We start from the raw sequence: 20,888 nt of genomic DNA on the forward strand, positions 1-20,888 counted from the left end.
CGCCCGGCTCCAGGCCTGTCGCCACGATCATGCCGGTGTCGCGGGGCCCGGGTCGGCGGCGAAGCGGAGTCACACGCAGCCGGCCTGATCCGAACGACAGGTCCTCAGCCCACGTCCGCCGGTGCCGTCGTCGTGCCGTCCTGGGAGGGCGGGGGCGCGAAGGGGGCGCGGGCGGGGTGTCGGGCACGGTCGCGTTCGGCGAGGCGGCGGGTCAGGATCAGGAACGGCTGGGTGAGCAGGGTCGTGGCCAGGGCCATGAAGACCAGCACCGTGTAGAGCGGCGGACTCAACAGGCCCGCCTGGAGCCCCGCGTTGAGCGCGATCAGCTCGGTGAGGCCGCGCGCGCTGAGCAGTACGCCGACGGTCCGCGCATCGTGCCGGTCCAGCCCGCCCGCCCGGGCCGCGAGTGTCCCGCTGCCGATCTTCGTGGTGACCGCGAGCACGGTCACCACCAGCAGGACGGCCCAGCCCGTGCCGTCCATGCTGTTCAGCGCCACGGACTGGCCCGAGAGCACGAAGAAGAACGGCAGCAGCAGCGAGCTGACGTCGTGCAGTGGCCGCAACAGGTCCGGGTCGAGCGTGCCGTCCTCCTCGCGCGGGACCACGACCCCGGCGAGCAGCGCGCCGAAGATCACGTGCAGCCCGAGGGAGTGCGTGACCCACGCCGACCCGAGGGCGAAGCCGATGAGCAGCGCCAGCCGCAGCGAGGGCTCCATCCGGGTCCCCCACAGCAGCCGGCGGAGCACCGGCCGGGCCGCGAGCACCATCACGGTGACGAAACCGACGGCGAGCGTGACCCGCCACGGCCAGTCGAGGGCCGACTCCGCGCCGCCGCTGTCCATCAGCGCCGCTGCCAGCACCGTCCAGCAGACCGCGTCCAGCACCCCGGCCGCCGAGACCGCCACCACGCCCGGCACGGAGCGGGACAGCCCGTTCTCCCGCACGATGGCCGTCAGCACGGGCACCGCCGTTATCGACAGGGAGATCCCGGCGAACACCACCATGGCGGGGGTGGGGTCCCGCGGCATGCCCAGTTCGTGCAGCCGGTCCCGGAACAGCAGCGCGCCCCCGCAGCCCACGGCCATCGGCACCACGAACGAGGCCAGCGCCACGATCAGCGAACTGCGGGCCCGGTCGCCGAGGATCTTCAGATCCAGCTCGTAGCCCACCGCGAACAGGAAGACCACCAGCGCGAACTGCGCGAAGCCGTTCAGCGCGGGGCCGATCTCCCCGGGGAACAGCGACGCGTACGCGTCCGGCGCCAGCGCGCCGAGCAGGGAGGGGCCGAGCGCGATGCCCGCCGCCAGCTGACCCACGATGTACGGCTGCTTCAGCCGCCGGGCCAGCCAGCCGGCCGCGTGCGCGGCCACCAGGACGAGAGCCGAGGCACCCACGAAGTGCGTGATCATCGCGTCCGGGCTCATGCTGTCTCCCCGTTGGTCCGGTGGTCGTCCGGTAGCAGACCTGTTCAGCGGTTCCCTGTTCGACGGTCCCCGGTTCGACGGTCCCGTGTTCGGAGCGTCTTCCGCGTAGGAGCTCCAACTTCCCTAGAATAAAGAGAATTTGACGTCGCATCGGAAGTCGTACACGGCTTTCACCGGGATCACGGGGGGCATATGACGGCGGTCGTCTTCATCCACGGCACGGGCGTCCGCGAACCGGGCTTCTCTGCGCTCGCGGGGCGCTTCTCCGCCGGAGTGACGGCGCTGCGCGGCGGGCTGCGCATCGTGCCGTACTACTGGGGCGGCGAGCACGGGGCCACGCTCGCCGCCGACGGGGCGAGCCTGCCGCCGGCCTCCGGCACCAGCCGCGGCCCCGCCGCCCCGGACACCGCCGACGACGACACGGCCGCATGGGCCGCCCTCTACGCCGACCCGTACGCCGAACTCGCCCTCGCCGCCGCCGCGGAGACCCCCGCGGCCGAGCTGCCGCCCGGCTCCCTGCCACCGGATTGGCACATCCGGGCACGGCTGGCCGCCCTCGCCGCCGAGGGCGACGCACCGGCGGCCGACCTGGGCCCCGGTCTGGCGCGCGCCGCCACCGGCCTGGCCGCCCACCCGCTGCTCGGCGCCGCCGCCGCGGCCCTCGCCCCGGACGACCTCGCGCACCTCGCCGCCCGCAGCCTGACCGCCCAGGTCATCGCCGACGCCCTCGAATCCGACGCGCCCCTCGTGCCGTCCGGCGCCACCCGGGACGACGCCACCGACCGGCTCGCCCGGGCCCTCGGCGCACCACCCCTGGGCGGGGAACGCGGCGTGCGCTCCCTGGCCCTGCGCGTCGCGGGCTCGGCGGCCTCCCGTGCCGTCGTACGCCGCCGCCGCGCGCTCACCGAGGCCGCCCACCCGGCCGCCGGGGACGTCCTGCGCTACCTCAGCCGCGGCGAGGCGGTCCGGGCCGGGCTGCGCACCCTGCTCGCCGGGCTGGAGCCGCCCGTCGCGATCGTCGCCCACAGCCTGGGCGGCATCATCGCCCTGGACACCCTGGTCCTCACTCCGCTGCCCCAGGTCCGGCTGCTGGTCACCGCCGGTTCCCAGGGACCGTTCCTGTACGAGTCGGGGTCGCTGCCCTCCCTCGAGCACCCCGCTCCGCTGCCGGACCACGTCCCCGACTGGCTGAACCTCTACGACCCCCGCGACCTGCTCTCCTACCTCGGCGCCGGCCTGTTCCCGGGCCGGGTGACCGACGTCGCCGTCGACAGCCGCCAGCCGTTCCCGGCCGCGCACAGCGCCTACTGGACCAACCCGGACGTCTACCGGCACATCGTGGACCGGCTCCCGTGACCGGCCCGCTCCTCCCCGCCCCGGCCGTGGACCCGGCGCGTGTGCACGCCCTCGTCGTGGGCGTCGAGGCCTACGACGCCGGCACCGGCTGGGACCTGCCCGGGCCCGCCCGGGACGCGATCCGCCTCCACCACCTGCTGCGCGCCGCCGGTGTGCCGGAGGCCAACATCCGGCTGCACCTCGCGCCGCTGCCGCCGTACGTCCCCGAGGTGCCGTACGCGCCGGCCGACCACGCCACGCTGCGCCGGGTCCTCGTCCGTGAACTGCCCACCGCCCGGGGCGACGCGCTGTGGGTCTGGTGGGGCGGGCACGGTGTCCTCGACCGGTCCGGGCACCTGCGCCTGTTCTGCGCGGACGCCACCACCGAGGACAAGCTGGGCATCGACCTGGACTCCGCGCTCGAACGGTACGCGGGGGACGCCGTGCCCGGTTTCGCGGACCAACTGTGGATCGTGGACGCTTGCGAGACCTTCGAGGAGGCGCTCGCCTTCCGGGAGCCGCTGCCGCCCGACGCGCTGCCGGTCGGGCGGCGCAGCCTCGCCCACCGGCAGACTGTGCTCCGTGCCGCCGGACGTGGCCGGGCCGCCGCCAACGACCCGGTGCGGGCCACGGGTCTGTTCTCCGACGTCCTGCTCGCCCTGCTGGCCGACCGGACGGCCGTACTGCCCGCCCCGCCGGATGCGGAGGAACTGTTTCCGGCCGTACGGACGCGTATCGCTGCCCTCAGGGACGCGGGTCGTACTCTGCAGTATCCCGAGATCCGGCTGCAGAGCCCGGAACGCACCGAGATCCTCGTCCCGGCGGTCGCGGACGCTCCGCGGCGGCCGCCCTCCCCGCTGCTGCGGGCCGTGGACGCGCTGCTCGCCTATCCGCTGATGAGCGACCCGACGGAGCGGCAGACGGTGGTCGCCTCGCTGGACCCACGCGTCACCGGGACACTGCCTCGTCACGCCAAGGCGCGCACGGATGCGGCCGGCATCCTCAACGGGCTCGCCCGGCACCGCCCGCAGGCGTTGTGGGACCTGTTCGACGCCGTGGTCACCGTCGACGACGACCCCGGGCGCAGGGACGAACTGGCTGAGGCCTTCCGGGAGTTGGCGGGCCCGGGAAGGTGATCGGGTGCGCCGGGCTGATCAGGTGGCGTGATCGTACGGTTTTCGACATGGGCCTGAATGGCCATGATGGAAGAGACACGGGGCATCGAGTGCCACCGTGCGAGAAGGGGGAGCACCTTGGACCAGCCGCCCGCTCTGCGCCACGCCGAAGCCGCCACCCGTGAACAACCGGTCGCCCTCGGGCGCGCCGACGTCTGGGAGTCGGACCTGGCGGACGTCGCGGCGCTGCCCCTGACCGCCCTGGACGGTCTCACGCCGCTCCGTCCCACCGCCCGCCTCCTCGAAGAGGTCCTGCGCGCACGCGGCGGCATCAGAGGCGGCGGTGAAGGCGGCGGCGGCGGAGCCCGCGCCGAATAGCCGCCGCCCACAGCAGACGACAGAACGCCGACGACAGAGCGCCGACGACAGAGCCCCGACGAGCCCGAGCGCCCGCCGGGGTCCCCGCATGCCCGCACCCGACCGGAGGTCCCACCGATGAGCAGCGAGCCGCGCCCCGCCCCGTTCCGCGTGCCGGACCGGCTCTTCGCCGAACTGGCCGCCGGAGGTGGTTCCGCGGAGGCGGTCGCCTTCCTGGAACGCGGGGAACGGGCACGGCGGCTGCTGTTGCTGCGGACGCTGCTGGAGCGGCTCGCGGAGCTGCCCACGCCCCTGACGCCGGTCGCCGAGGCCTGGGACGCGTTCAAGGCGGCCGCCGAACGGGCGCCCGAGGCCGCCGACCGGCTCCTGCTCGCGCCGACGACCGGTGGCTGGATCGCCCACATGCTGCGCCGGGTGCACGGCACCGCCACCGGGCCGCCGTTGTGGGCGGAGGCCGGCCGGCTGAACGTCCTGGCGGTCACCGCGGCCCTGCACGCCGGTACGGTGACGGCGCTCACGGTCCCGCTCGTGGACGGCGGCCTGCACCTGCCCGGCCTGGGCCTGCTCCGTCTCCCGGACGCGCCGCCGGGCCCCTCCGCGGCCCGGGCGGCGACGAGAACGGGCGAACTGACCCTCTCGGCCCCACCGGGCCACAACGGACCCCGGACCTCCGTGACGTGCCGCCCGGTGACGACATCGGTGAACGTCCACGGTCCGGACGGACCCGGTCCGGAGACACGTCGGTGGCCCGGGCCCCTCCCCGAGCCGCGTGAGCCCGGGGGGCCTCGGCAGGCGTCCGACCGGGCGGGGGAGGCGCGACCGGTGCCGGAGCCGGAGCGGGAGTCGGAATCGGAGCCGGAGTTGGAGCCAGTGTCGGAGCCGGAATCGGTGCCGGTGCCGGTACCGGAGTTGGAGCCGGTGCCGGTGCCGGTGCCGGTGCCGGTGTCGGTGTCGGAATCGGTGTCGGAGCCGGAGTTGGAGCCAGTGCCGGAGCCGGAGTTGGAGTCGGTGCCGGTGCCGGAATCGGAGTCGGAATCGGAGCCGGTCCGGTCGCACCGGCTCGCATCCTGGCTCCCCCTGCGGACCCTCACCCACACCACCCCGGCCGGCCCGGTCGCCATACCCCTCGACGACCTCGACCCCTACCGCGACCTCGACGGCCCCGTCCCGCCTGCCCGGCTCGACGCCGCCGAGGCGGCGCAGTGGCAGCGGGTCTTCGACGGTGCCGTCGCCGTCCTCGCCGGGGCGGGCGCCGAGCCGGGACCGGGCCGGCTGGACCCGGCCGTCGTCCGGGCCGTGGTGCCGTACGGCCGTACCGCCGTCACACCGCCCGCTCCGCCGACCGTCGGGGTCTCCGCCACCAGCGGCGACTCCTTCGGCGCCATGCTGATATCCCGCCCCGCGTCCCCGCTGGCCCTCGCCGAGACGCTCGTCCACGAGTTCCAGCACAGCAAACTCGCCGCCCTCCTCCACCTCTTCCCCCTCCTCGACGACGACCGCGAGGAGCGGTACTACGCCCCCTGGCGCGCCGACCCGCGCCACCTCACCGGGCTGCTGCACGGCGCGTACGCCTTCACCGGCGTCGCCGGCTTCTGGCGGGACCGGCTGGCCGAGCCGGAACACGCCGAGGCCGCCGCCTACCACTTCGCGCTGCGCCGGCAGCAGAGCCGGCTGGTCGTGCGCACCCTGCTGACCAGTGCCCGGCTCACCGCGCCGGGGCGCCGGCTGGTCACCGGCCTCGCCCGGACGCTGGACGGCTGGCTGCGCGAACCCGTCGACCCGGCCGCCCTCGCCCGGGCCCGTACGGCCGCCGCCCTGCACCGCACCCAGTGGCGGCTGCGCAACGTCGCGGCACCGGCCGGGCCGGACGGCGCCCTCCGCTTCCGCCCGGACCGCGGCTTCTGGCCCGACACCCGCACCCACGCCTTCGCCACCCGCCCCGCCGTCCCCCGTACCCCCGACGAGCACCTCGCCGCCGGCGACCCGGCCGCCGCGCTGGACGGCTACGCCCGGGACCTCGCCCGTGACCCGGCCGACCCCCACGCGCGGTCCGGCTGGATCGTGGCCCGGGCGCTCCTGGACCCGGGCCACGCCACGCGCCGTCCGCTCGCCCGCCCGGAGCTGCTCCAGCCGCAGCCCAGCGGCTGACGCCGGGCCCGTCCCGGCGGCCGGCCCCGGGACGCACGGGTCTGCGCGAGCAGGGGATGAACAGGCGCCCGAACGGTCAGGATGGAGGCATGGGATTCCAAGTCGACTCCGAAGCCGGGCGGCTCACCCGCGTCATCCTGCACCGGCCGGATCTCGAGCTCAAAAGGCTCACCCCCAGCAACAAGGACGCCCTCCTCTTCGACGACGTGCTGTGGGTGCGCCGGGCGCGCGCCGAGCACGACGGGTTCGCCGACGTACTGCGCGACCGCGGGGTCGCCGTGCACCTCTTCGGCGACCTGCTCACCGAGGCCCTGGACGTCCCGGCGGCCCGACGGCTCGTCCTGGACCGCGTCTTCGACGAGAAGGAGTACGGAGTGCTGGCCACGGACCACCTCCGGGCCGCCTTCGAGACCCTGCCCGCCCGCGAGCTCGCCGAGGTCCTGGTCGGCGGCATGACCAAGCGGGAGTTCCTGGACGCGCACCCGGAGCCGACCTCCGTGCGCTTCCACGTCATGGAGCTGGACGACTTCCTGCTGGGACCGCTGCCCAACCACCTCTTCACCCGGGACACCTCGGCCTGGATCTACGACGGCGTCTCCATCAACGCCATGCGCTGGCCCGCCCGGCAGCGCGAGACGGTCCACTTCGAGGCGATCTACCGGTACCACCCGCTGTTCCGCGACGAGACGTTCCACCTCTGGTCCGAGGGGCAGGCCGACTACCCCTCCACCATCGAGGGCGGCGACGTGCTGGTCATCGGCAACGGCGCCGTGCTCATCGGCATGAGCGAGCGGACCACGCCCCAGGCCGTCGAGATGCTCGCGTACAAGCTGTTCGCCGCGGGCTCCGCCCGCACCATCGTGGCCCTCGACATGCCCAAGCGGCGGGCCGTCATGCATCTGGACACCGTGATGACCATGGTGGACGGCGACACCTTCACGCAGTACGCCGGGCTCGGCATGCTCCGTTCGTACACCATCGAGCCGGGCGTGGGGGAGAAGGACCTGAAGGTCACCGACCACCCGCCGGAGCACATGCACCGTGCGATCGCCGCGGCCCTCGGCCTGAACGAGATCCGCGTGCTCACCGCGACGCAGGACGTGCACGCGGCCGAACGCGAGCAGTGGGACGACGGCTGCAACGTGCTGGCCGTCGAACCGGGCGTCGTCGTCGCCTACGAGCGCAACGCCACCACCAACACCCACCTGCGCAAGCGGGGCGTCGAGGTGATCGAGATCCCGGGCAGCGAGCTGGGGCGGGGCCGGGGCGGACCGCGCTGCATGAGCTGCCCGGTGGAACGCGAGGCCGTGTAGGAGAGCCGGGCCGCACAGCGACACGGGCTGTATAGAAATTCAGAAGTTCGTATAGACTTCCAGGCGTCCCCGTCCCTGCACCTCTGGAGCGCCCCATGGCGACAGTCCCGACCGCCCTCGCCGGCCGCCACTTCCTCAAGGAGACCGACTTCACCGCGGACGAGTTCCGTGGCCTGGTCGAACTGGCCGCGGAGCTGAAGGCCGCCAAGAAGGCCGGGAACGAGACACGGTACCTGCGGGGCAGGAACATCGCGCTGATCTTCGAGAAGACCTCGACACGCACCCGCTGCGCGTTCGAGGTCGCCGCCGCCGACCAGGGCGCGTCCACCACGTACCTGGACCCCTCCGGCTCGCAGATCGGGCACAAGGAGTCCGTGAAGGACACCGCACGCGTGCTCGGGCGCATGTTCGACGGGATCGAGTACCGCGGGGACAGTCAGCAGAAGGTCGAGGAGCTGGCCGCCTTCGCCGGCGTGCCCGTCTACAACGGGCTGACCGACGACTGGCACCCCACCCAGATGCTCGCCGACGTGCTGACCATGACCGAGCACTGCGCCAAGCCCCTGACGGAGACGTCCTTCGCCTACCTCGGCGACGCCCGCTTCAACATGGGCAACTCCTACCTGGTCACCGGCGCCCTGCTCGGCATGGACGTGCGCATCGTCGCCCCGAAGGCCTACTGGCCCGCCCAGGAGGTCGTGGACCGGGCCCGGAAGCTGGCCGAGGCGAACGGCGCGCGCGTCACCCTCACCGAGGGCCTGGACGAGGGCGTCCGCGGTGCCGACTTCGTCGTCACGGACGTGTGGGTGTCCATGGGTGAGCCGAAGGAGGTCTGGGCCGAGCGGATCGCCGCCCTGTCCCCGTACGCGGTGACCATGGACGTCCTGCGCGCCACCGGCAACCCGGACGTGAGGTTCCTGCACTGCCTGCCGGCCTTCCACGACCTGGGCACCAAGGTCGGCCAGGAGGTCTTCGAGAACCACGGCCTCGACTCCCTCGAGGTCACCGACGAGGTCTTCGAGTCCGCGCACTCGGTCGTCTTCGACGAGGCGGAGAACCGGCTGCACACCATCAAGGCCGTGCTCGTCGCCACCCTCGCCTGAGCAGGACGTCCGCCTGGGCAGGACGTCCGCCTGAGCCGTCCGCCGGAGCCGTCCGCCGGAGCCGTCCGCCGGAGCCGTCTGCCCGAGTCGTCTGCCCGGGCGGGTCGTCCCGCCTGGGCAGGACGTCCCGCCCGACCGAGCCCTGTCGTCCGACCAGGACCTATGCTGTCCGGCGGCCCGGAGCCACCCCTTCCGCAGGCCGCCGCGCGACACACCCGTCGCCTCCGCACCACCAGAAACGAGCACCACCCGCAATGCCCGCTTCCCGCATCAAGTCGCCCCACCTCCTGGTGGCCGAATCCGGCGCCGACCGTGAAGGCCACGGCCTGAAGCGCACGATGGGGCTGTTCCAGCTCGTCTGCTTCGGCGTGGGCGCCATCGTCGGGACCGGCATCTTCGTCGGTCTGTCCGACTCGGTCGCCGAGGCCGGTCCGGCCGTCGTCGTCTCCTTCGTGCTCGCCGCGATCACCTGCGTGTTCACCGCGTTCGCCTTCGCCGAGCTGGGCGGCGCCATCCCGGTCTCCGGCTCCTCGTACTCCTTCGCCTACGCCGGACTCGGCGAGCGGACCGCCTTCCTGGTCGGCTGGTGCCTCCTGCTGGAGTACGGCGTGTCGGTCTCCGCGGTCGCGGTCGGCTGGAGCCAGTACGTCAACGAACTGCTGGACAGCGTCCTCGGCCTCCAGCTGCCCCGGGCGCTCTCGGCGGGGCCCGGGGACGGGGGCGTGGTCAACCTGCCCGCGGTGATCGTCATCGCCCTGGCCTGCCTGCTGCTGGTGCGCGGGGTGCGGGAGAGCGCCCGGGCCACGGCGGCGATGGCCGTCCTCAAGCTGGCCGTCCTCGTCGCCTTCTGCGCCATCGGCTTCGCCGCCTTCCGGGACGGCAACCTCACCCCGTTCTCCCCGGCCGGCCTCGGCGGCATCGGCGCCGGCACCACGGCCGCCTTCTTCTCGTACATCGGCTTCGACGCGATCACCACGGCCGGCGAGGAGGCCAAGAACCCGCGCCGGGACATCCCGGTCGCGATCCTGGTCTGCATCGGCCTGGTCACCCTGCTGTACTGCGCGGTCGCCGTGGCCGCGATCGGCGCCGTCGGCGGGGACGAGGTCGGCGACCGGCCCGCCGCGCTGTCGTACGTCGTGAACGAGGTCACCGGTTCCACGATCGGCGGCGGTGTCGTCGCCTTCGGCGCGGTCGTGGCCATCGCCTCGGTGGTGCTGGCCGTGATGTACGGCCAGACCCGCATCCTGATGTCCATGTCCCGGGACGGTCTGATCCCGCGCGTCTTCGAGAAGGTCTCGCCGCGCACCGCCACCCCCGTCGCCGGCACCCTCATCGTGGGCGTGGTCTTCGCGCTCCCCGCGGCCTTCGCCCCGCTCGACGCGGTGGTCAACCTGTGCACCATCGGCACCCTCGCCACCATGGCCGCCGTCAACGTCGCCGTGATCGCGCTGCGCCGCCGTGAGCCGGGTCTCGCCCGCACCTTCCGGGTGCCGCTGTACCCGGTGACACCGCTGCTCGGGGTCGGTTTCTGCCTGTACCTGATCTACGAGACGGGCGCGGCCACCTGGCTCCAGTTCGCGGTGTTCCTCGCGGTGGGCCTGCTGGTGTACGCGGCCTACGGGCGCCGGCACTCCCGTCTCGCCCAGGCGGCCCTCACGCCGGACGACGCTGAGCGGGCACCGCGGGAAGCCTGAACCAGACCGCCTTGCCCGACCCGGTGGGCCGGTGGCCGCAGGACGAGCTCAGGGCGCGGATCAGCAGCAGCCCGCGCCCGTGCTCCTGCCAGGGGTCGGGCGGCTCCACGCCGGGCCGGGTGAGGTCGCCGGGCGGAGCCGGGTCCGGGTCGTGGACCTCGACCTGGCAGCCGGTCGGCCTCAGCTCCACCACCAGCTCGATCGGTGACCCGCCGGAGGTGTGCTCGACGGCGTTGGCGACCAGTTCCGCCGTGAGCAGCTCCGCGGTGTCGCTGTCGGCGGGGTGCTCCAGCTCGGCCAGCGCCGTACGGACCAGGGCACGCGCCACCGGCACGGCCGCGGCGGAGTGCGGCAGCGCGATCCGCCAGGAGGCGGGGGCGTGAGAGCGATCGTGCACGGCGAGTCCGTTTCTGGAGCAGGCGGTCCTGTCCTGCTTCCAACCCTACGAATGGTACGGCGCCACCCGGCAGAGCCGTTCGACGGGCACCGCGCGGGACCTTGGACCCGCTGCCACCGGGCGGCGCACCGGGGTGAACGCCGTCACCCGCGCGGACGGTTTCCCCCTCACCGCGTTCTCGACGGCCGGTGACGAAGGGATCCGATGTGGCCGCAGAGAGCCGTTCATGACCGGCCATGACCGTGGGTGCCCGGATGTGGCGGAAGCCGGCCGGCGGAGCCGCCCTTCCGGGATCCGTTCTATCGCGCCCTCGTGACGACAGTCACGGAAGAGTGATAGCTTCGAAGTGCTCCGGTACCCCGCACTCGGTGAGGCCGCGCCCGCCCGAGGAGGCCGCCCGTCATGAGTCCCTTCACCGGCTCCGCCGCCCCCACCCCCGACTGGCGGCACCTGCGCGTCGATCTCACCGACGGGGTCGCCACCGTCACCCTCGCCCGCCCCGACAGGCTCAACGCGCTCACCTTCGAGGCCTACGCCGACCTGCGCGACCTGCTGGCGGAACTGTCCCGCGAGCGGTCCGTACGGGCCCTCGTGCTGACCGGCGAAGGGCGCGGCTTCTGCTCCGGCGGCGACGTGGACGAGATCATCGGCGCCACCCTGTCCATGGACACCGCCCGGCTGCTGGACTTCAACCGGATGACCGGCCAGGTGGTGCGCGCCGTGCGGGAAGCCCCGTTCCCGGTGATCGCCGCGGTCCACGGCGTCGCGGCCGGGGCGGGCGCGGTCCTCGCGCTGGCCGCCGACTTCCGCGTCGCCGACCCGTCCGCCCGCTTCGTCTTCCTCTTCACCCGCGTCGGACTCTCCGGCGGCGACATGGGTGCCGCCTACCTGCTGCCCCGCGTCGTGGGCCTCGGCCACGCCACCCGCCTGCTGATGCTCGGCGAACCGGTGCGGGCGCCCGAGGCCGAGCGGATCGGCCTGATCAGCGAGCTGACCGACGAGGGCCGCGCCGACGAGGCCGCCCAGTCACTCGCCCGCCGCCTGGCCGACGGCCCGGCGCTGGCGTACGCCCAGACCAAGGCCCTCCTCACCGCGGAACTGGACATGCCGCTGGCGGCAGCGGTGGAACTGGACGCCTCGACGCAGGCCCTCCTGATGAACGGTGAGGACTACGCCGAGTTCCACGCGGCCTTCACGGAGAAGCGCCCCCCGAAGTGGCAGGGGAGGTAGGGCGTGTCCCCGACCCCAGGGGCGCGGGGCAGCGTCGATCGGCGGCTCCGCCGCGGGGCGCGAGCCACCACAGGCAACCCGCGGTCGCGAGACGACCCGGGCCACCCCCTGCGCGCGGCGATCATCGGCGGCGGCCCCGGCGGCCTCTACACCGCCGCCCTCCTCAAACGCCTCGCCCCGGGCCGCGAGGTCACCGTCTGGGAGCGCAACGCCCCCGACGACACCTTCGGCTTCGGCGTGGTCCTCTCCGACGAGACCCTCGGCGGCATCGAACACGCCGACCCGGTCGTTTACGAGGCCCTCAAGCAGGACTTCGTCCGCTGGGACGACATCCACATCGTCCACCGGGGCATCCGCCACACCTCCACAGGACACCGCTTCGCCGCCCTCGGCCGCCGCCGCCTCCTGGAGATCCTGCACGAGCGCTGCCGCGCCCTCGGCGTCGAGCTGCGCCCGCGCACCGAGGCCCCGGACCCCGCCCGGCTCGCGGAGGCGTACGACCTCGTCGTCGCCGCCGACGGGGTGCACAGCGCCACCCGCGAGACCTACCGCGACGTGTTCCGGCCCCGTGTCACCGGCCACCGCTGCCGCTACATCTGGCTGGCCGCTGACTTCGCCTTCGACGCCTTCCGCTTCGAGATCGCCGAGACCGGGCACGGCGTGATGCAGCTGCACGGATACCCGTACGCGGCCGACGCCTCCACGGTCATCGTGGAGATGCGCGAGGAGGTGTGGCGGGCGGCCGGCTTCGACGCGTCGGACGAGCGGGAGTCCCTGGAACGCTGCGCCGAGATCTTCGCCGACGCCCTCGGCGGCAGACCGCTGAAGTCCAACCGGTCGGAGTGGACCACGTTCCGCACGGTCGTCAACGAACGCTGGTCGCACGGCAACCTCGTCCTCCTCGGCGACGCCGCCCACACCGCCCACTTCTCCATCGGCTCCGGCACCAAGCTCGCCGTGGAGGACGCCCTCGCCCTCGCCGCCTGCCTGGAGGAACAGCCGTCCCTCCCCCAGGCGCTGACCGCCTACGAGGAGGAGCGGCGCCCCGTGGTCGCCTCCACCCAGCGCGCGGCCCGCGCCAGCCTGGAGTGGTTCGAGGACCTGCCCCGCTACCTCGGCCAGCCGCCGCGCCAGTTCGCCTTCAACCTCCTCACCCGCAGCCGCCGCGTCACCCACGACAACCTCCGGCTGCGCGACGCCCGCTTCACCGAGTCGGTGGAGCGCGAGTTCGGCTGCCCGCCCGGGACGCCCCCGATGTTCACCCCGTTCCGGCTGCGCGGCCTGACCCTGCGCAACCGCGTCGTCGTCTCCCCGATGGACGTGTACTCGGCCACCGACGGCCTCCCCGGCGACTTCCACCTGGTCCATCTGGGCGCCAGGGCCCTGGGCGGCGCGGGACTGGTGATGACCGAGATGGTGTGCGTCAGCGAGGAGGGCCGCATCACCCCCGGCTGCACGGGCCTCTACACCGGCCGGCAGGCCGGGGCGTGGAAGCGGGTCACGGACTTCGTGCACGCCCAGGCGCCCGGCACCGCGATCGGCGTGCAGCTCGGCCACAGCGGACGCAAGGGCTCGACCCGGCTGATGTGGGAGGGCATCGACGAACCGCTCCCCGACGGCAACTGGCCCCTCGTGGCCGCCTCCGCGCTGCCCTACACGCCGCGCAGCCAGACGCCCCGCGAGTTGTCGCGGGCCCAGCTGACGGACGTGAGGGAGCAGTTCACGAGCGCCGCGGCGCGGGCCGCCCGGGCCGGCTTCGACCTGCTCGAACTGCACTGCGCCCACGGCTACCTGCTCTCCGGCTTCCTCTCCCCGCTCACCAACCACCGCACCGACGCCTACGGCGGCACCCTGGAGAAACGGCTCCGCTTCCCTCTGGAGGTCTTCGACGCCGTACGCGGCGTGTGGCCGGCGGAACGGCCGATGACGGTCCGCATCTCCGCCACCGACTGGGCCGAGGGCGGCACCAGTGCCCAGGAGGCCGTGGAGATCGCCCGCGCCTTCGCCGCGCACGGCGCCGACGCGATCGACGTGTCCACGGGGCAGGTGGTGGCCGGGGAGCGGCCGGAGTACGGGCGGTCGTACCAGACCCCGTTCGCCGACCGCGTCCGGCACGAGGCGGGTGTCCCGGTGATCGCCGTCGGCGCGATCTCCTCCTGGGACGACGTCAACTCGCTGATCCTCGCCGGACGCACCGACCTGTGCGCGCTCGCCCGCCCCCACCTCTACGACCCGCACTGGACGCTCCACGCGGCGGCCGAGCAGGGCTACGACGGCCCGGGCGCCGTCTGGCCGGCGCCCTACCGGGCGGGCAGCCGCCGCCCGGTGACCGGACGCACGGACGCGCCCAGGCCCAGACTCACGCTGCACACCCCGCGTCAGGACGGGTAGCACCAGGGCCTCGGGTCACCGCCAGGAGTCCACCGGTGCCTCCGGCAGGGCGTAGCGCGCCCCCGCGTCGCGCAGCCGCTCGTGCAGGGCCCGGAAGACGGCCGCCGAGCGCGTACCGGGCCAGTCGTCGGGCAGCAGCCCGGCGGGCAGTCCGGGGTCGGTGTAGGGGAGGTGCCGCCAGGAGTCCAGGGCGAGGAGGTAGTCGCGGTAGGCCTCCTCGGGCGGGGTGTCCGGCCGGCCCTCCCACGCGTGCAGCACGCGCGCGTGGCGGTCGAGGAACGTCTCGTGCTCCTTGGCGATCGCGGCCAGGTCCCACCAGCGCGCCGCCGCCTCGGCGGTCGGCGTGAAGCCCAGGTGCTCTCCGCGGAAGAAGTCCACGTACGCGTCGAGGCCCAGGCGGCCCAGCGCGTGCCGGGTCTCCTCGTACAGGCGGGCGGGGGCGATCCACACGCCGGGGGCCGCGGTGCCGAAACCGAGGCCGGCCAGGCGGGAACGCAGCACATGCCGCTTCTGCCGCTCCGACTCCGGCACGGAGAACACGGCGAGCACCCAGCCCTCGTCCCCGTAGGGTGTCGTGGCGTAGACGCGCCGGTCCCCGTCGTCCAGCAACTGCCGTGCCTCGCCGGACAGTTCGTACCCGGCCGCCCCCTCGGCCGTACGGGCGGGCAGCAGCAGCCCGCGCCGCTTCAGCCGGGACACCGACGAGCGTACGGAGGGCGCGTCCACCCCCACCGCGGCCAGCAGTCGGATCAGCTCGGCGACGGGCACCGGGCCCGGGGCGAAACGGCCGTACGCGCCGTAGAACGTGACGATCAGGGACCTCGGGGCGTGCTGCGCGTGCTGCTCGGACACGTTGATCATCTTAGGTCGTCGGCATCACGCCTGGTCACCCCGGCCACCCCGGTCACCCTCGGCACCGGCACGGGGGCCGGGTGGGGCCAGGAGCCGGTAGCGCTGGAGCTTGCCGGTCGCCGTGCGCGGCAGCGCGTCCAGGAAGACGATCTCGCGCGGGCACTTGTACGGCGCCAGCTCGTCCCTGAGGAACGCGCGCAGCGCGTCGGAGTCCCGTTCGGCACCCTCCCTCAGCACCGCGTGGGCCACCACCACCTGCCCGCGGGCCGCGTCGGGCCGGCCCACCACCGCTGCCTCCACGACGTCCGGATGCCGCAGCAGCGCGTCCTCGACCTCCGGCCCGGCGATGTTGTACCCGGCGGAGATGATCATGTCGTCGGCGCGTGCCACGTACCGGAAGTAGCCGTCGGGCTCACGCACGTAGGTGTCGCCGGTGATGTTCCAGCCGCCGCGCACGTACTCCCGCTGCCGCGGGTCGGCGAGGTACCGGCAGCCCACCGGCCCGCGCACCGCCAGCAGCCCGGGCTCCCCGTCGGGCACGGGCGAGCCGTGCTCGTCCTGCACGCGCGCGTGCCACCCCGGCACCGGAACGCCCGTCGTGCCGGGCCTGATGTCGTCGTCCGCCGCGGAGACGAAGATGTGCAGCAGCTCGGTGGCGCCTATGCCGTTGATGATGCGCAGACCGGTGCGCTCCCGCCAGGCCCGCCAGGTGGCCGCGGGCAGGTTCTCGCCCGCCGACACACAACGCCGCAGGCACGTCAGGTCGTACGCGTCCAGTTCGTCGAGCATCGCGCGGTACGCCGTCGGCGCGGTGAACAGCACCGTCACCCGGTGCTCGGCGACGGCCGGCAACAGCACCCGGGGGCCGGCCTGTTCCAGCAGCAGCGCGCTCGCCCCGGCCCGCATCGGGAAGACCACCAGCCCGCCGAGCCCGAAGGTGAAGCCGAGCGGCGGACTGCCCGCGAAGAGGTCGTCGGCGTGCGGCTTGAGGACGTGCCGGGAGAAGGTGTCGGCGATCGCCAGCACGTCGCGGTGGAAGTGCATGCAGCCCTTGGGGCGCCCGGTGGTGCCCGAGGTGAAGGCGATCAGCGCCACGTCGTCGGCCGCGGTGTCCACGGCCGCGTAGGGGGCGTCCGGCGCCGTGCCGCCCTGCGCGCGGGTCAGCAGGTCGTCGGGCGCGTCCCCGCCGTACGGGGTGATCCGCAGCCCGGGTATCCGCGCCCCGGCGAGGTCGTCGACGGCCCTCGCGTCGCACAGGGCGTGCCGTACCCGGGCGATCTCGCACATCGCGCGCAGCTCGTGCGGACGCTGCTGGGCCAGCACGGTGACCGCCACCGCGCCCGCCTTCAGCACCGCCAGCCAGCAGGCGGCCAGCCACGGGGTGGTCGGGCCCCGCAGCAGCACCCGGTTGCCCGGGACGACACCGAGGTCCCCGGTGAGGACGTGGGCGAGCCGGTCGACGCGGGCCCGCAGCCGGCCGTAGCTCCAGGTGTCCCCGGACGCGGTGCGGAAGACCGGGCGGTCGTCGGGCGGGCCGGTGAGCAGTTCGGCGGCGCAGTTCAGCCGCGCGGGGTAGCGCAGCTCCGGGAGGTCGAAGCGGAGCTCGGGCCACTGGTCGGGGGGCGGCAGGTGCTCGCGCGTGAAGGTGTCGACGTGGGCGGAGCGGTGTGGTTCCGCGCGGTGCGGATCCGCCATGGCGGTTCGCCCCCTTTGTCGTGGTGGGCTCGCGCCACGAGCGTATCGTGTCGGTGACGACAGTCAACGGTGCGCGATAACCTCGGGTGTGGCCCCGTGGGCAGGCGAGCAGGGGAAGGGACCGGCGATGACCGCATTCTCGCTCGAACCGGCACGACTCACCTGGTGCGAGGAGCTGCGCACCCTGGCCGCCGAACGGCTGCGGCCCCTGGCCGAGAAGGGCGAGCCGGGCCGCGTCAACCGCGCCCTCGTCGCCGAACTCGGCACCCTCGGCCTCCTGTCCCGCCTGTTCACCTCGGGCGCGCTCGACCTGTGCCTGATGCGCGAGTCCCTCGCCTACGCCTGCACGGAGGCCGAGACCGCCCTGGCCCTCCAGGGCCTCGGCGCCCATCCGGTGCACGCCCACGGCACCGAGGCCCAGCGCGCCCGCTGGCTGCCCCGCGTGAGCGACGGCAGCGCGGTGGCCGCCTTCGCACTCAGCGAGCCCGACGCCGGCTCCGACGCGGCCGCGCTGACACTCAGGGCGGAACCGGCCACAGCGACGCGCGGGACACCACCGGAGATCACCCCTCCGGTCCCCTCACACGCCGGTCTCCCCGCCGCCGGGCAGGCCGGGGCCGGGGGTGCCGTGGGGTCGGCGGAGGGGCGCGGCGCGGGTTCGGGTCCGTCGGTCCCGGCAGGCGCGTGGCCCGCCGGTGACCGGGGGGACGCGCCGGACGCCGAGCGGGGTGGCGCCGGGTGCGGCGCGGGGCCGGACCTGTCGGCCACCGACCCCGCGGGGCCGGGCCCCACGGACTCCTCGGGCCCCTCCGCCCCCTCGGCCCGGGAAGCCGCGCGCCCGGCCGTCGAGCCCGGCGCGGGGCCGTATCCGCAGCCCAGGGACGCCGCGCGCGACGACGCCGCGCGCCCCGGGGAGCCGAGCCCGACGGGTGACCGGCGGGGCGGCGGGCAGGCCCCGGCCGCACCGGCCGCCGAGCGCGACGGTCCCACCGGCTGGCGGCTCACCGGTGAGAAGTGCTGGATCTCCAACGCCCCCGAGGCCGACTTCTACACCGTCTTCGCCCGCACCACCCCGGGCGCCGGCGCCCGCGGCGTCACCGCGTTCCTCGTGCCCGCCGACCGCCCAGGCCTCTCCGGCGCCCCCCTCGACATGCTCTCCCCGCACCCCATCGGCACCCTGGCCTTCGACGCCGTGCCCGTCACGGCCGACGACGTCCTCGGTGAACCGGACCGCGGCTTCAGGGTCGCCATGAGCACCCTCAACCTGTTCCGCCCCAGCGTCGGCGCCTTCGCGGTCGGCATGGCGCGCGCCGCCCTCGACGCCACCCTGGCGCACACCAGCGCCCGCGACGCCTTCGGCGGCAAGCTGCGCGACCTCCAGGCCGTCTCCCACCAGGTCGCCGAAATGGCCCTGCGCACCGAGGCCGCCCGCCTCATGGTGTACGCGGCCGCCACGGCGTACGACGACCACGCGCCGGACGTCCCGCAGCGCGCCGCCATGGCCAAACTCCTCGCCACCGAGACCGCCCAGTACGTCGTCGACAAGGCGGTCCAACTGCACGGCGCCCGCGCCCTGCGCCGCGGCCACCTCCTCGAACACCTCTACCGCGAGGTGCGCGCCCCCCGTGTCTACGAGGGCGCGAGCGAGGTGCAACGCGGCATCATCGCCAAGGAGCTGTACCGCACGCGGGACGCGACCGAAGGGGCCGGAGCATGACCGCCGAACGGGTGAACCCGCCCGGCCTCTCCCCGCCCACGGGCTTCTCCCACGCCGTCGTCGCCACCGGCACCCGCGTCGTGTTCCTGGCCGGCCAGACCGCCCTCGACACCGACGGCGAGGTCACGGGGGACACCCTCCCCGTCCAGTTCGAGAAGGCCCTCACCAACCTCCTGACCGCTCTGCGCGCCGCCGGCGGCACCCCCGCCGACCTGGCCCGCGTCACCGTCTACGCCACGGACGTCGCCGCCTACCGCACCCACGCCGCCGCCCTCGGCCGCATCTGGCGCGCACTGGCGGGCCGCGACTACCCGGCGATGGCGGTCGTGGAGGTCGTACGCCTGTGGGACGAGCGGGCGTTGGTGGAACTCGACGGGTTCGCGGTACTGCCGTAGGCCCGGCCGGCGCGCCTCGGGCACCCGACCCGCGACGACCGCCGCGGACTCGCCACCGAAGGGGTGACGGTCACCGCCGTCGGCCCACTCGCCCTGTATCCAGTGGAACCCTCCATTCCGCTCGACCGGGAGGTTCCCCATGCCCGTACGCGTACGTTCCGCCGCCCTGGCCGCAGCCGCCGGCGCCGCCCTGCTCCTGTCGCCCGCCCCCACCGCGTTCGCGGCGGCCGACACGGAGACGGTGACGGTCGACCGGACCGGCCGCATCGCCTCGGACGGCACCATCACGCTCTCCGGCACCTACCGCTGCACCGCCGGTACCGGCCCCGTCTTCGTCAGCTCCTCCGTGAGCCAGAGCAACCCGTCCGTGCGGTACGGCATCGGCGGCACCCGTGCGGTGTGCGACGGGCAGGAGCACCGCTGGTCCAACAAGGGAAGAGCCTTCGCGAACGCCCTGAAGCCCGGCGCGGCGCACGTCGAGGCCACCCTGATGGAACTGCGGCCCACCAACGGCCTGCTGCTGCCGGACTTCCACGCGTGGCGCGAGCAGGCCGTGACGTTGGTCGCGGGCTGAGCCCGAACGCTCGGGCCGCACCACCCCGGACGCACCGACGGCATCCGACCCGGTACGGGGCCCGACGCCGGCAGTCACCATGACGGCGGACGCGACCGGCGTGACGGCGTACGCAAGCGGCCCCTCGAGTTCCGCTTCGAGGGGCCGTGCGGGGGCACAGCGGTGATCGGCGGCGATCGCCGCCCCGGGTCAGGGCCGCTTCCGCGGCGACCGGGCGGGAGGCCGCCCGGCCGGGTCGGCCGGGCGGGTCCGCACGCCGGACCGCGACGGGTGCTGGGCATGCCGCTGCTGGGGGAGGGACAGCGGGTCCCGGCCCGCCGCATCCCGTGCCGCGGTGTCCGCCGCCTCGTCGCCCGGCGCCGGCACGGGGCGCTGGCGGTGGCGCGGCACCGCCCGCCGGGGCGGACGGGTGAGGGTGATCTGGCGGACGATCTGCTGGAAGCAGAGCAACGACGCCAGGCCCGGCAGGGCCGCCGCCGCGCTGTCGCTGAGGGTCCTGGGCGCCTGGGCGATGCACAGCAGCATCGCGATGGTCGAGAACAGCAGGACCACGGACCAGGAGTGGACCGCACGGCGCTGGTGCAGCGCGGACCGCAGGACGGCCAGCGACGCGACCAGCCAGGGCCCGTAGACCAGCAGCGGCCACCAGGAGACGACGCTGCCGCGGGTCCGGGGCGCGGCGGCCAGGCGCAGGGATTCGTAGGCCACCATGCCGCCGAACAGGCTGACCGAGGCCGCGATGACCGCGGCGAGGGCCGCGAGGGACAGGCTCGTGGCGCGCAGCCGGCTCACCTTTCTGCCCCGGCGGATCCTGCGGTGGCTCGTGGGGGATTCCCTCAACGGTGGCAGTTCCGCCGTGATTTCCTGGAGATTGCTCAGCGGTGTGCCCGGCGCGGGGGCGAACGCCGAGGTCTCTGTTTCCTGCGGGACGGATGACTGCTGTTCCATCGCGTCCTGGAGCAGGAACGCGAGCTCTTCGGCCGGGTCCCAGCCGGGGTCCGGCGGGACCAGGGCTTCCGGAGCCGCTTCCCGGGGCCCCCGGTGCCGGCCGGTGCCCGCGGAGGGGAAGAGGCCTTCGCCGTAGGGCAGGGGCTGATGAATGTGCTCATCGTGCATGACGCGCCCGC

At 74.3% G+C, this 20,888-nt stretch carries 17 protein-coding genes and 1 pseudogene; 13 read left to right on the plus strand and 5 right to left on the minus strand.

Translation table 11 applies throughout. The features are described 5' to 3' along the window. Positions 1 to 104: 104 nt before the first annotated feature. Positions 105 to 1,424 (minus strand): cation:proton antiporter, encoded by a 1,320-nt coding sequence (locus KUM32_RS35115; protein WP_217145985.1) that lies wholly within the window; start codon positions 1,422 to 1,424, stop codon positions 105 to 107. A 192-nt stretch (positions 1,425 to 1,616) separates the two neighbouring features. Between KUM32_RS35115 and KUM32_RS35120 the strand changes: the two genes are divergently transcribed. The 7 genes from KUM32_RS35120 (at position 1,617) to KUM32_RS35150 (ending at position 10,510) form a co-directional block, all read left to right on the plus strand. Next, positions 1,617 to 2,780, plus strand: coding sequence for a hypothetical protein (locus tag KUM32_RS35120; protein WP_217145986.1), 1,164 nt, complete (start codon positions 1,617 to 1,619; stop codon positions 2,778 to 2,780). Continuing rightward, positions 2,777 to 3,895 (plus strand): caspase family protein, encoded by a 1,119-nt coding sequence (locus tag KUM32_RS35125; RefSeq protein ID WP_217145987.1) that lies wholly within the window; start codon positions 2,777 to 2,779, stop codon positions 3,893 to 3,895. Before KUM32_RS35120 ends, KUM32_RS35125 begins: the two co-directional genes overlap by 4 nt. Before the next feature lie 117 nt (positions 3,896 to 4,012). Further along, positions 4,013 to 4,252 (plus strand): hypothetical protein, encoded by a 240-nt coding sequence (locus tag KUM32_RS35130; protein ID WP_217145988.1) that lies wholly within the window; start codon positions 4,013 to 4,015, stop codon positions 4,250 to 4,252. 117 nt (positions 4,253 to 4,369) lie between these two features. Further along, on the plus strand, positions 4,370 to 6,400 hold the full coding sequence (locus KUM32_RS35135; protein ID WP_254406600.1) for an HEXXH motif-containing putative peptide modification protein: 2,031 nt from the start codon (positions 4,370 to 4,372) through the stop codon (positions 6,398 to 6,400). A gap of 89 nt (positions 6,401 to 6,489) precedes the next feature. Further along, entirely contained in the window at positions 6,490 to 7,713 is a 1,224-nt protein-coding gene (locus KUM32_RS35140) for an arginine deiminase (RefSeq protein WP_217145989.1), read from the plus strand. Between the two features lie 95 nt (positions 7,714 to 7,808). Further along, positions 7,809 to 8,816 carry an ornithine carbamoyltransferase gene (argF, locus tag KUM32_RS35145; protein ID WP_217145990.1) on the plus strand — a complete coding sequence of 336 codons (1,008 nt, stop codon included), beginning with the start codon at positions 7,809 to 7,811 and terminating at the stop codon, positions 8,814 to 8,816. Positions 8,817 to 9,070: 254 nt separating this feature from the next. Beyond that, positions 9,071 to 10,510 (plus strand): amino acid permease, encoded by a 1,440-nt coding sequence (locus KUM32_RS35150; RefSeq protein WP_217145991.1) that lies wholly within the window; start codon positions 9,071 to 9,073, stop codon positions 10,508 to 10,510. Here the strand turns inward: KUM32_RS35150 and KUM32_RS35155 are convergent. Continuing rightward, positions 10,470 to 10,907 carry an ATP-binding protein gene (locus KUM32_RS35155; protein WP_217145992.1) on the minus strand — a complete coding sequence of 146 codons (438 nt, stop codon included), beginning with the start codon at positions 10,905 to 10,907 and terminating at the stop codon, positions 10,470 to 10,472. The two genes, KUM32_RS35150 and KUM32_RS35155, sit on opposite strands and share 41 nt — an antisense overlap. A 402-nt stretch (positions 10,908 to 11,309) precedes the next feature. Between KUM32_RS35155 and KUM32_RS35160 the strand changes: the two genes are divergently transcribed. Together KUM32_RS35160 and KUM32_RS35165 are read left to right on the plus strand one after the other, a co-directional pair. Then, complete coding sequence (locus KUM32_RS35160) at positions 11,310 to 12,137, plus strand: enoyl-CoA hydratase family protein (RefSeq protein WP_217145993.1); 828 nt, start codon at positions 11,310 to 11,312, stop codon at positions 12,135 to 12,137. 3 nt (positions 12,138 to 12,140) lie between these two features. Next, positions 12,141 to 14,528 carry a bifunctional salicylyl-CoA 5-hydroxylase/oxidoreductase gene (locus KUM32_RS35165; protein WP_217145994.1) on the plus strand — a complete coding sequence of 796 codons (2,388 nt, stop codon included), beginning with the start codon at positions 12,141 to 12,143 and terminating at the stop codon, positions 14,526 to 14,528. A 15-nt stretch (positions 14,529 to 14,543) separates the two neighbouring features. Here KUM32_RS35165 and KUM32_RS35170 read toward each other — a convergent pair whose 3' ends face one another. After that, the gene (locus KUM32_RS35170; RefSeq protein WP_217145995.1) at positions 14,544 to 15,389 is read right to left on the minus strand and encodes a PaaX family transcriptional regulator C-terminal domain-containing protein; all 846 of its coding nucleotides are present in this window, start codon (positions 15,387 to 15,389) and stop codon (positions 14,544 to 14,546) included. A 15-nt stretch (positions 15,390 to 15,404) separates the two neighbouring features. Then, a complete protein-coding gene (locus KUM32_RS35175) occupies positions 15,405 to 17,075 on the minus strand; it encodes an AMP-binding protein (protein WP_374227585.1) in 1,671 nt (556 codons plus the stop codon). Positions 17,076 to 17,202: 127 nt separating this feature from the next. Between KUM32_RS35175 and KUM32_RS45495 the strand changes: the two are divergent. The 4 genes and pseudogenes from KUM32_RS45495 to KUM32_RS35195 form a co-directional block, all read left to right on the plus strand. Beyond that, positions 17,203 to 17,517: pseudogene (locus KUM32_RS45495) on the plus strand (acyl-CoA dehydrogenase family protein); the annotation flags it as partial. A 120-nt stretch (positions 17,518 to 17,637) separates the two neighbouring features. Continuing rightward, on the plus strand, positions 17,638 to 18,792 hold the full coding sequence (locus tag KUM32_RS44205; protein ID WP_374227586.1) for an acyl-CoA dehydrogenase family protein: 1,155 nt from the start codon (positions 17,638 to 17,640) through the stop codon (positions 18,790 to 18,792). Beyond that, entirely contained in the window at positions 18,789 to 19,187 is a 399-nt protein-coding gene (locus KUM32_RS35190; protein WP_217145996.1) for a RidA family protein, read from the plus strand. The genes KUM32_RS44205 and KUM32_RS35190 overlap by 4 nt, the downstream gene beginning before the upstream one ends. A 139-nt stretch (positions 19,188 to 19,326) precedes the next feature. Continuing rightward, positions 19,327 to 19,761 carry a DUF6299 family protein gene (locus tag KUM32_RS35195; protein WP_217145997.1) on the plus strand — a complete coding sequence of 145 codons (435 nt, stop codon included), beginning with the start codon at positions 19,327 to 19,329 and terminating at the stop codon, positions 19,759 to 19,761. 189 nt (positions 19,762 to 19,950) lie between these two features. On the opposite strand, the gene KUM32_RS35200 is transcribed toward KUM32_RS35195, so the two are convergent. After that, positions 19,951 to 20,877 carry a DUF2637 domain-containing protein gene (locus KUM32_RS35200; protein WP_217145998.1) on the minus strand — a complete coding sequence of 309 codons (927 nt, stop codon included), beginning with the start codon at positions 20,875 to 20,877 and terminating at the stop codon, positions 19,951 to 19,953. Positions 20,878 to 20,888 lie beyond the last annotated feature (11 nt).

This window comes from Streptomyces sp. AC627_RSS907 (assembly GCF_019049165.1).

Excerpts from the sequence above, each read along its gene's own strand:
- KUM32_RS35140 (WP_217145989.1), top strand. The coding sequence starts at position 6,490 with ATGGGATTCCAAGTCGACTCCGAAGCCGGGCGGCTCACCCGCGTCATC.
- KUM32_RS35135 (WP_254406600.1), top strand. The coding sequence starts at position 4,370 with ATGAGCAGCGAGCCGCGCCCCGCCCCGTTCCGCGTGCCGGACCGGCTC.
- KUM32_RS35150 (WP_217145991.1), top strand. The coding sequence starts at position 9,071 with ATGCCCGCTTCCCGCATCAAGTCGCCCCACCTCCTGGTGGCCGAATCC.
- KUM32_RS35160 (WP_217145993.1), top strand. The coding sequence starts at position 11,310 with ATGAGTCCCTTCACCGGCTCCGCCGCCCCCACCCCCGACTGGCGGCAC.
- KUM32_RS35190 (WP_217145996.1), top strand. The coding sequence starts at position 18,789 with ATGACCGCCGAACGGGTGAACCCGCCCGGCCTCTCCCCGCCCACGGGC.
- KUM32_RS35115 (WP_217145985.1), bottom strand. The coding sequence starts at position 1,424 with ATGAGCCCGGACGCGATGATCACGCACTTCGTGGGTGCCTCGGCTCTC.
- KUM32_RS35120 (WP_217145986.1), top strand. The coding sequence starts at position 1,617 with ATGACGGCGGTCGTCTTCATCCACGGCACGGGCGTCCGCGAACCGGGC.
- KUM32_RS35170 (WP_217145995.1), bottom strand. The coding sequence starts at position 15,389 with ATGATCAACGTGTCCGAGCAGCACGCGCAGCACGCCCCGAGGTCCCTG.
- KUM32_RS35195 (WP_217145997.1), top strand. The coding sequence starts at position 19,327 with ATGCCCGTACGCGTACGTTCCGCCGCCCTGGCCGCAGCCGCCGGCGCC.
- KUM32_RS35200 (WP_217145998.1), bottom strand. The coding sequence starts at position 20,877 with ATGCACGATGAGCACATTCATCAGCCCCTGCCCTACGGCGAAGGCCTC.
- argF (WP_217145990.1), top strand. The coding sequence starts at position 7,809 with ATGGCGACAGTCCCGACCGCCCTCGCCGGCCGCCACTTCCTCAAGGAG.
- KUM32_RS35175 (WP_374227585.1), bottom strand. The coding sequence starts at position 17,075 with ATGGCGGATCCGCACCGCGCGGAACCACACCGCTCCGCCCACGTCGAC.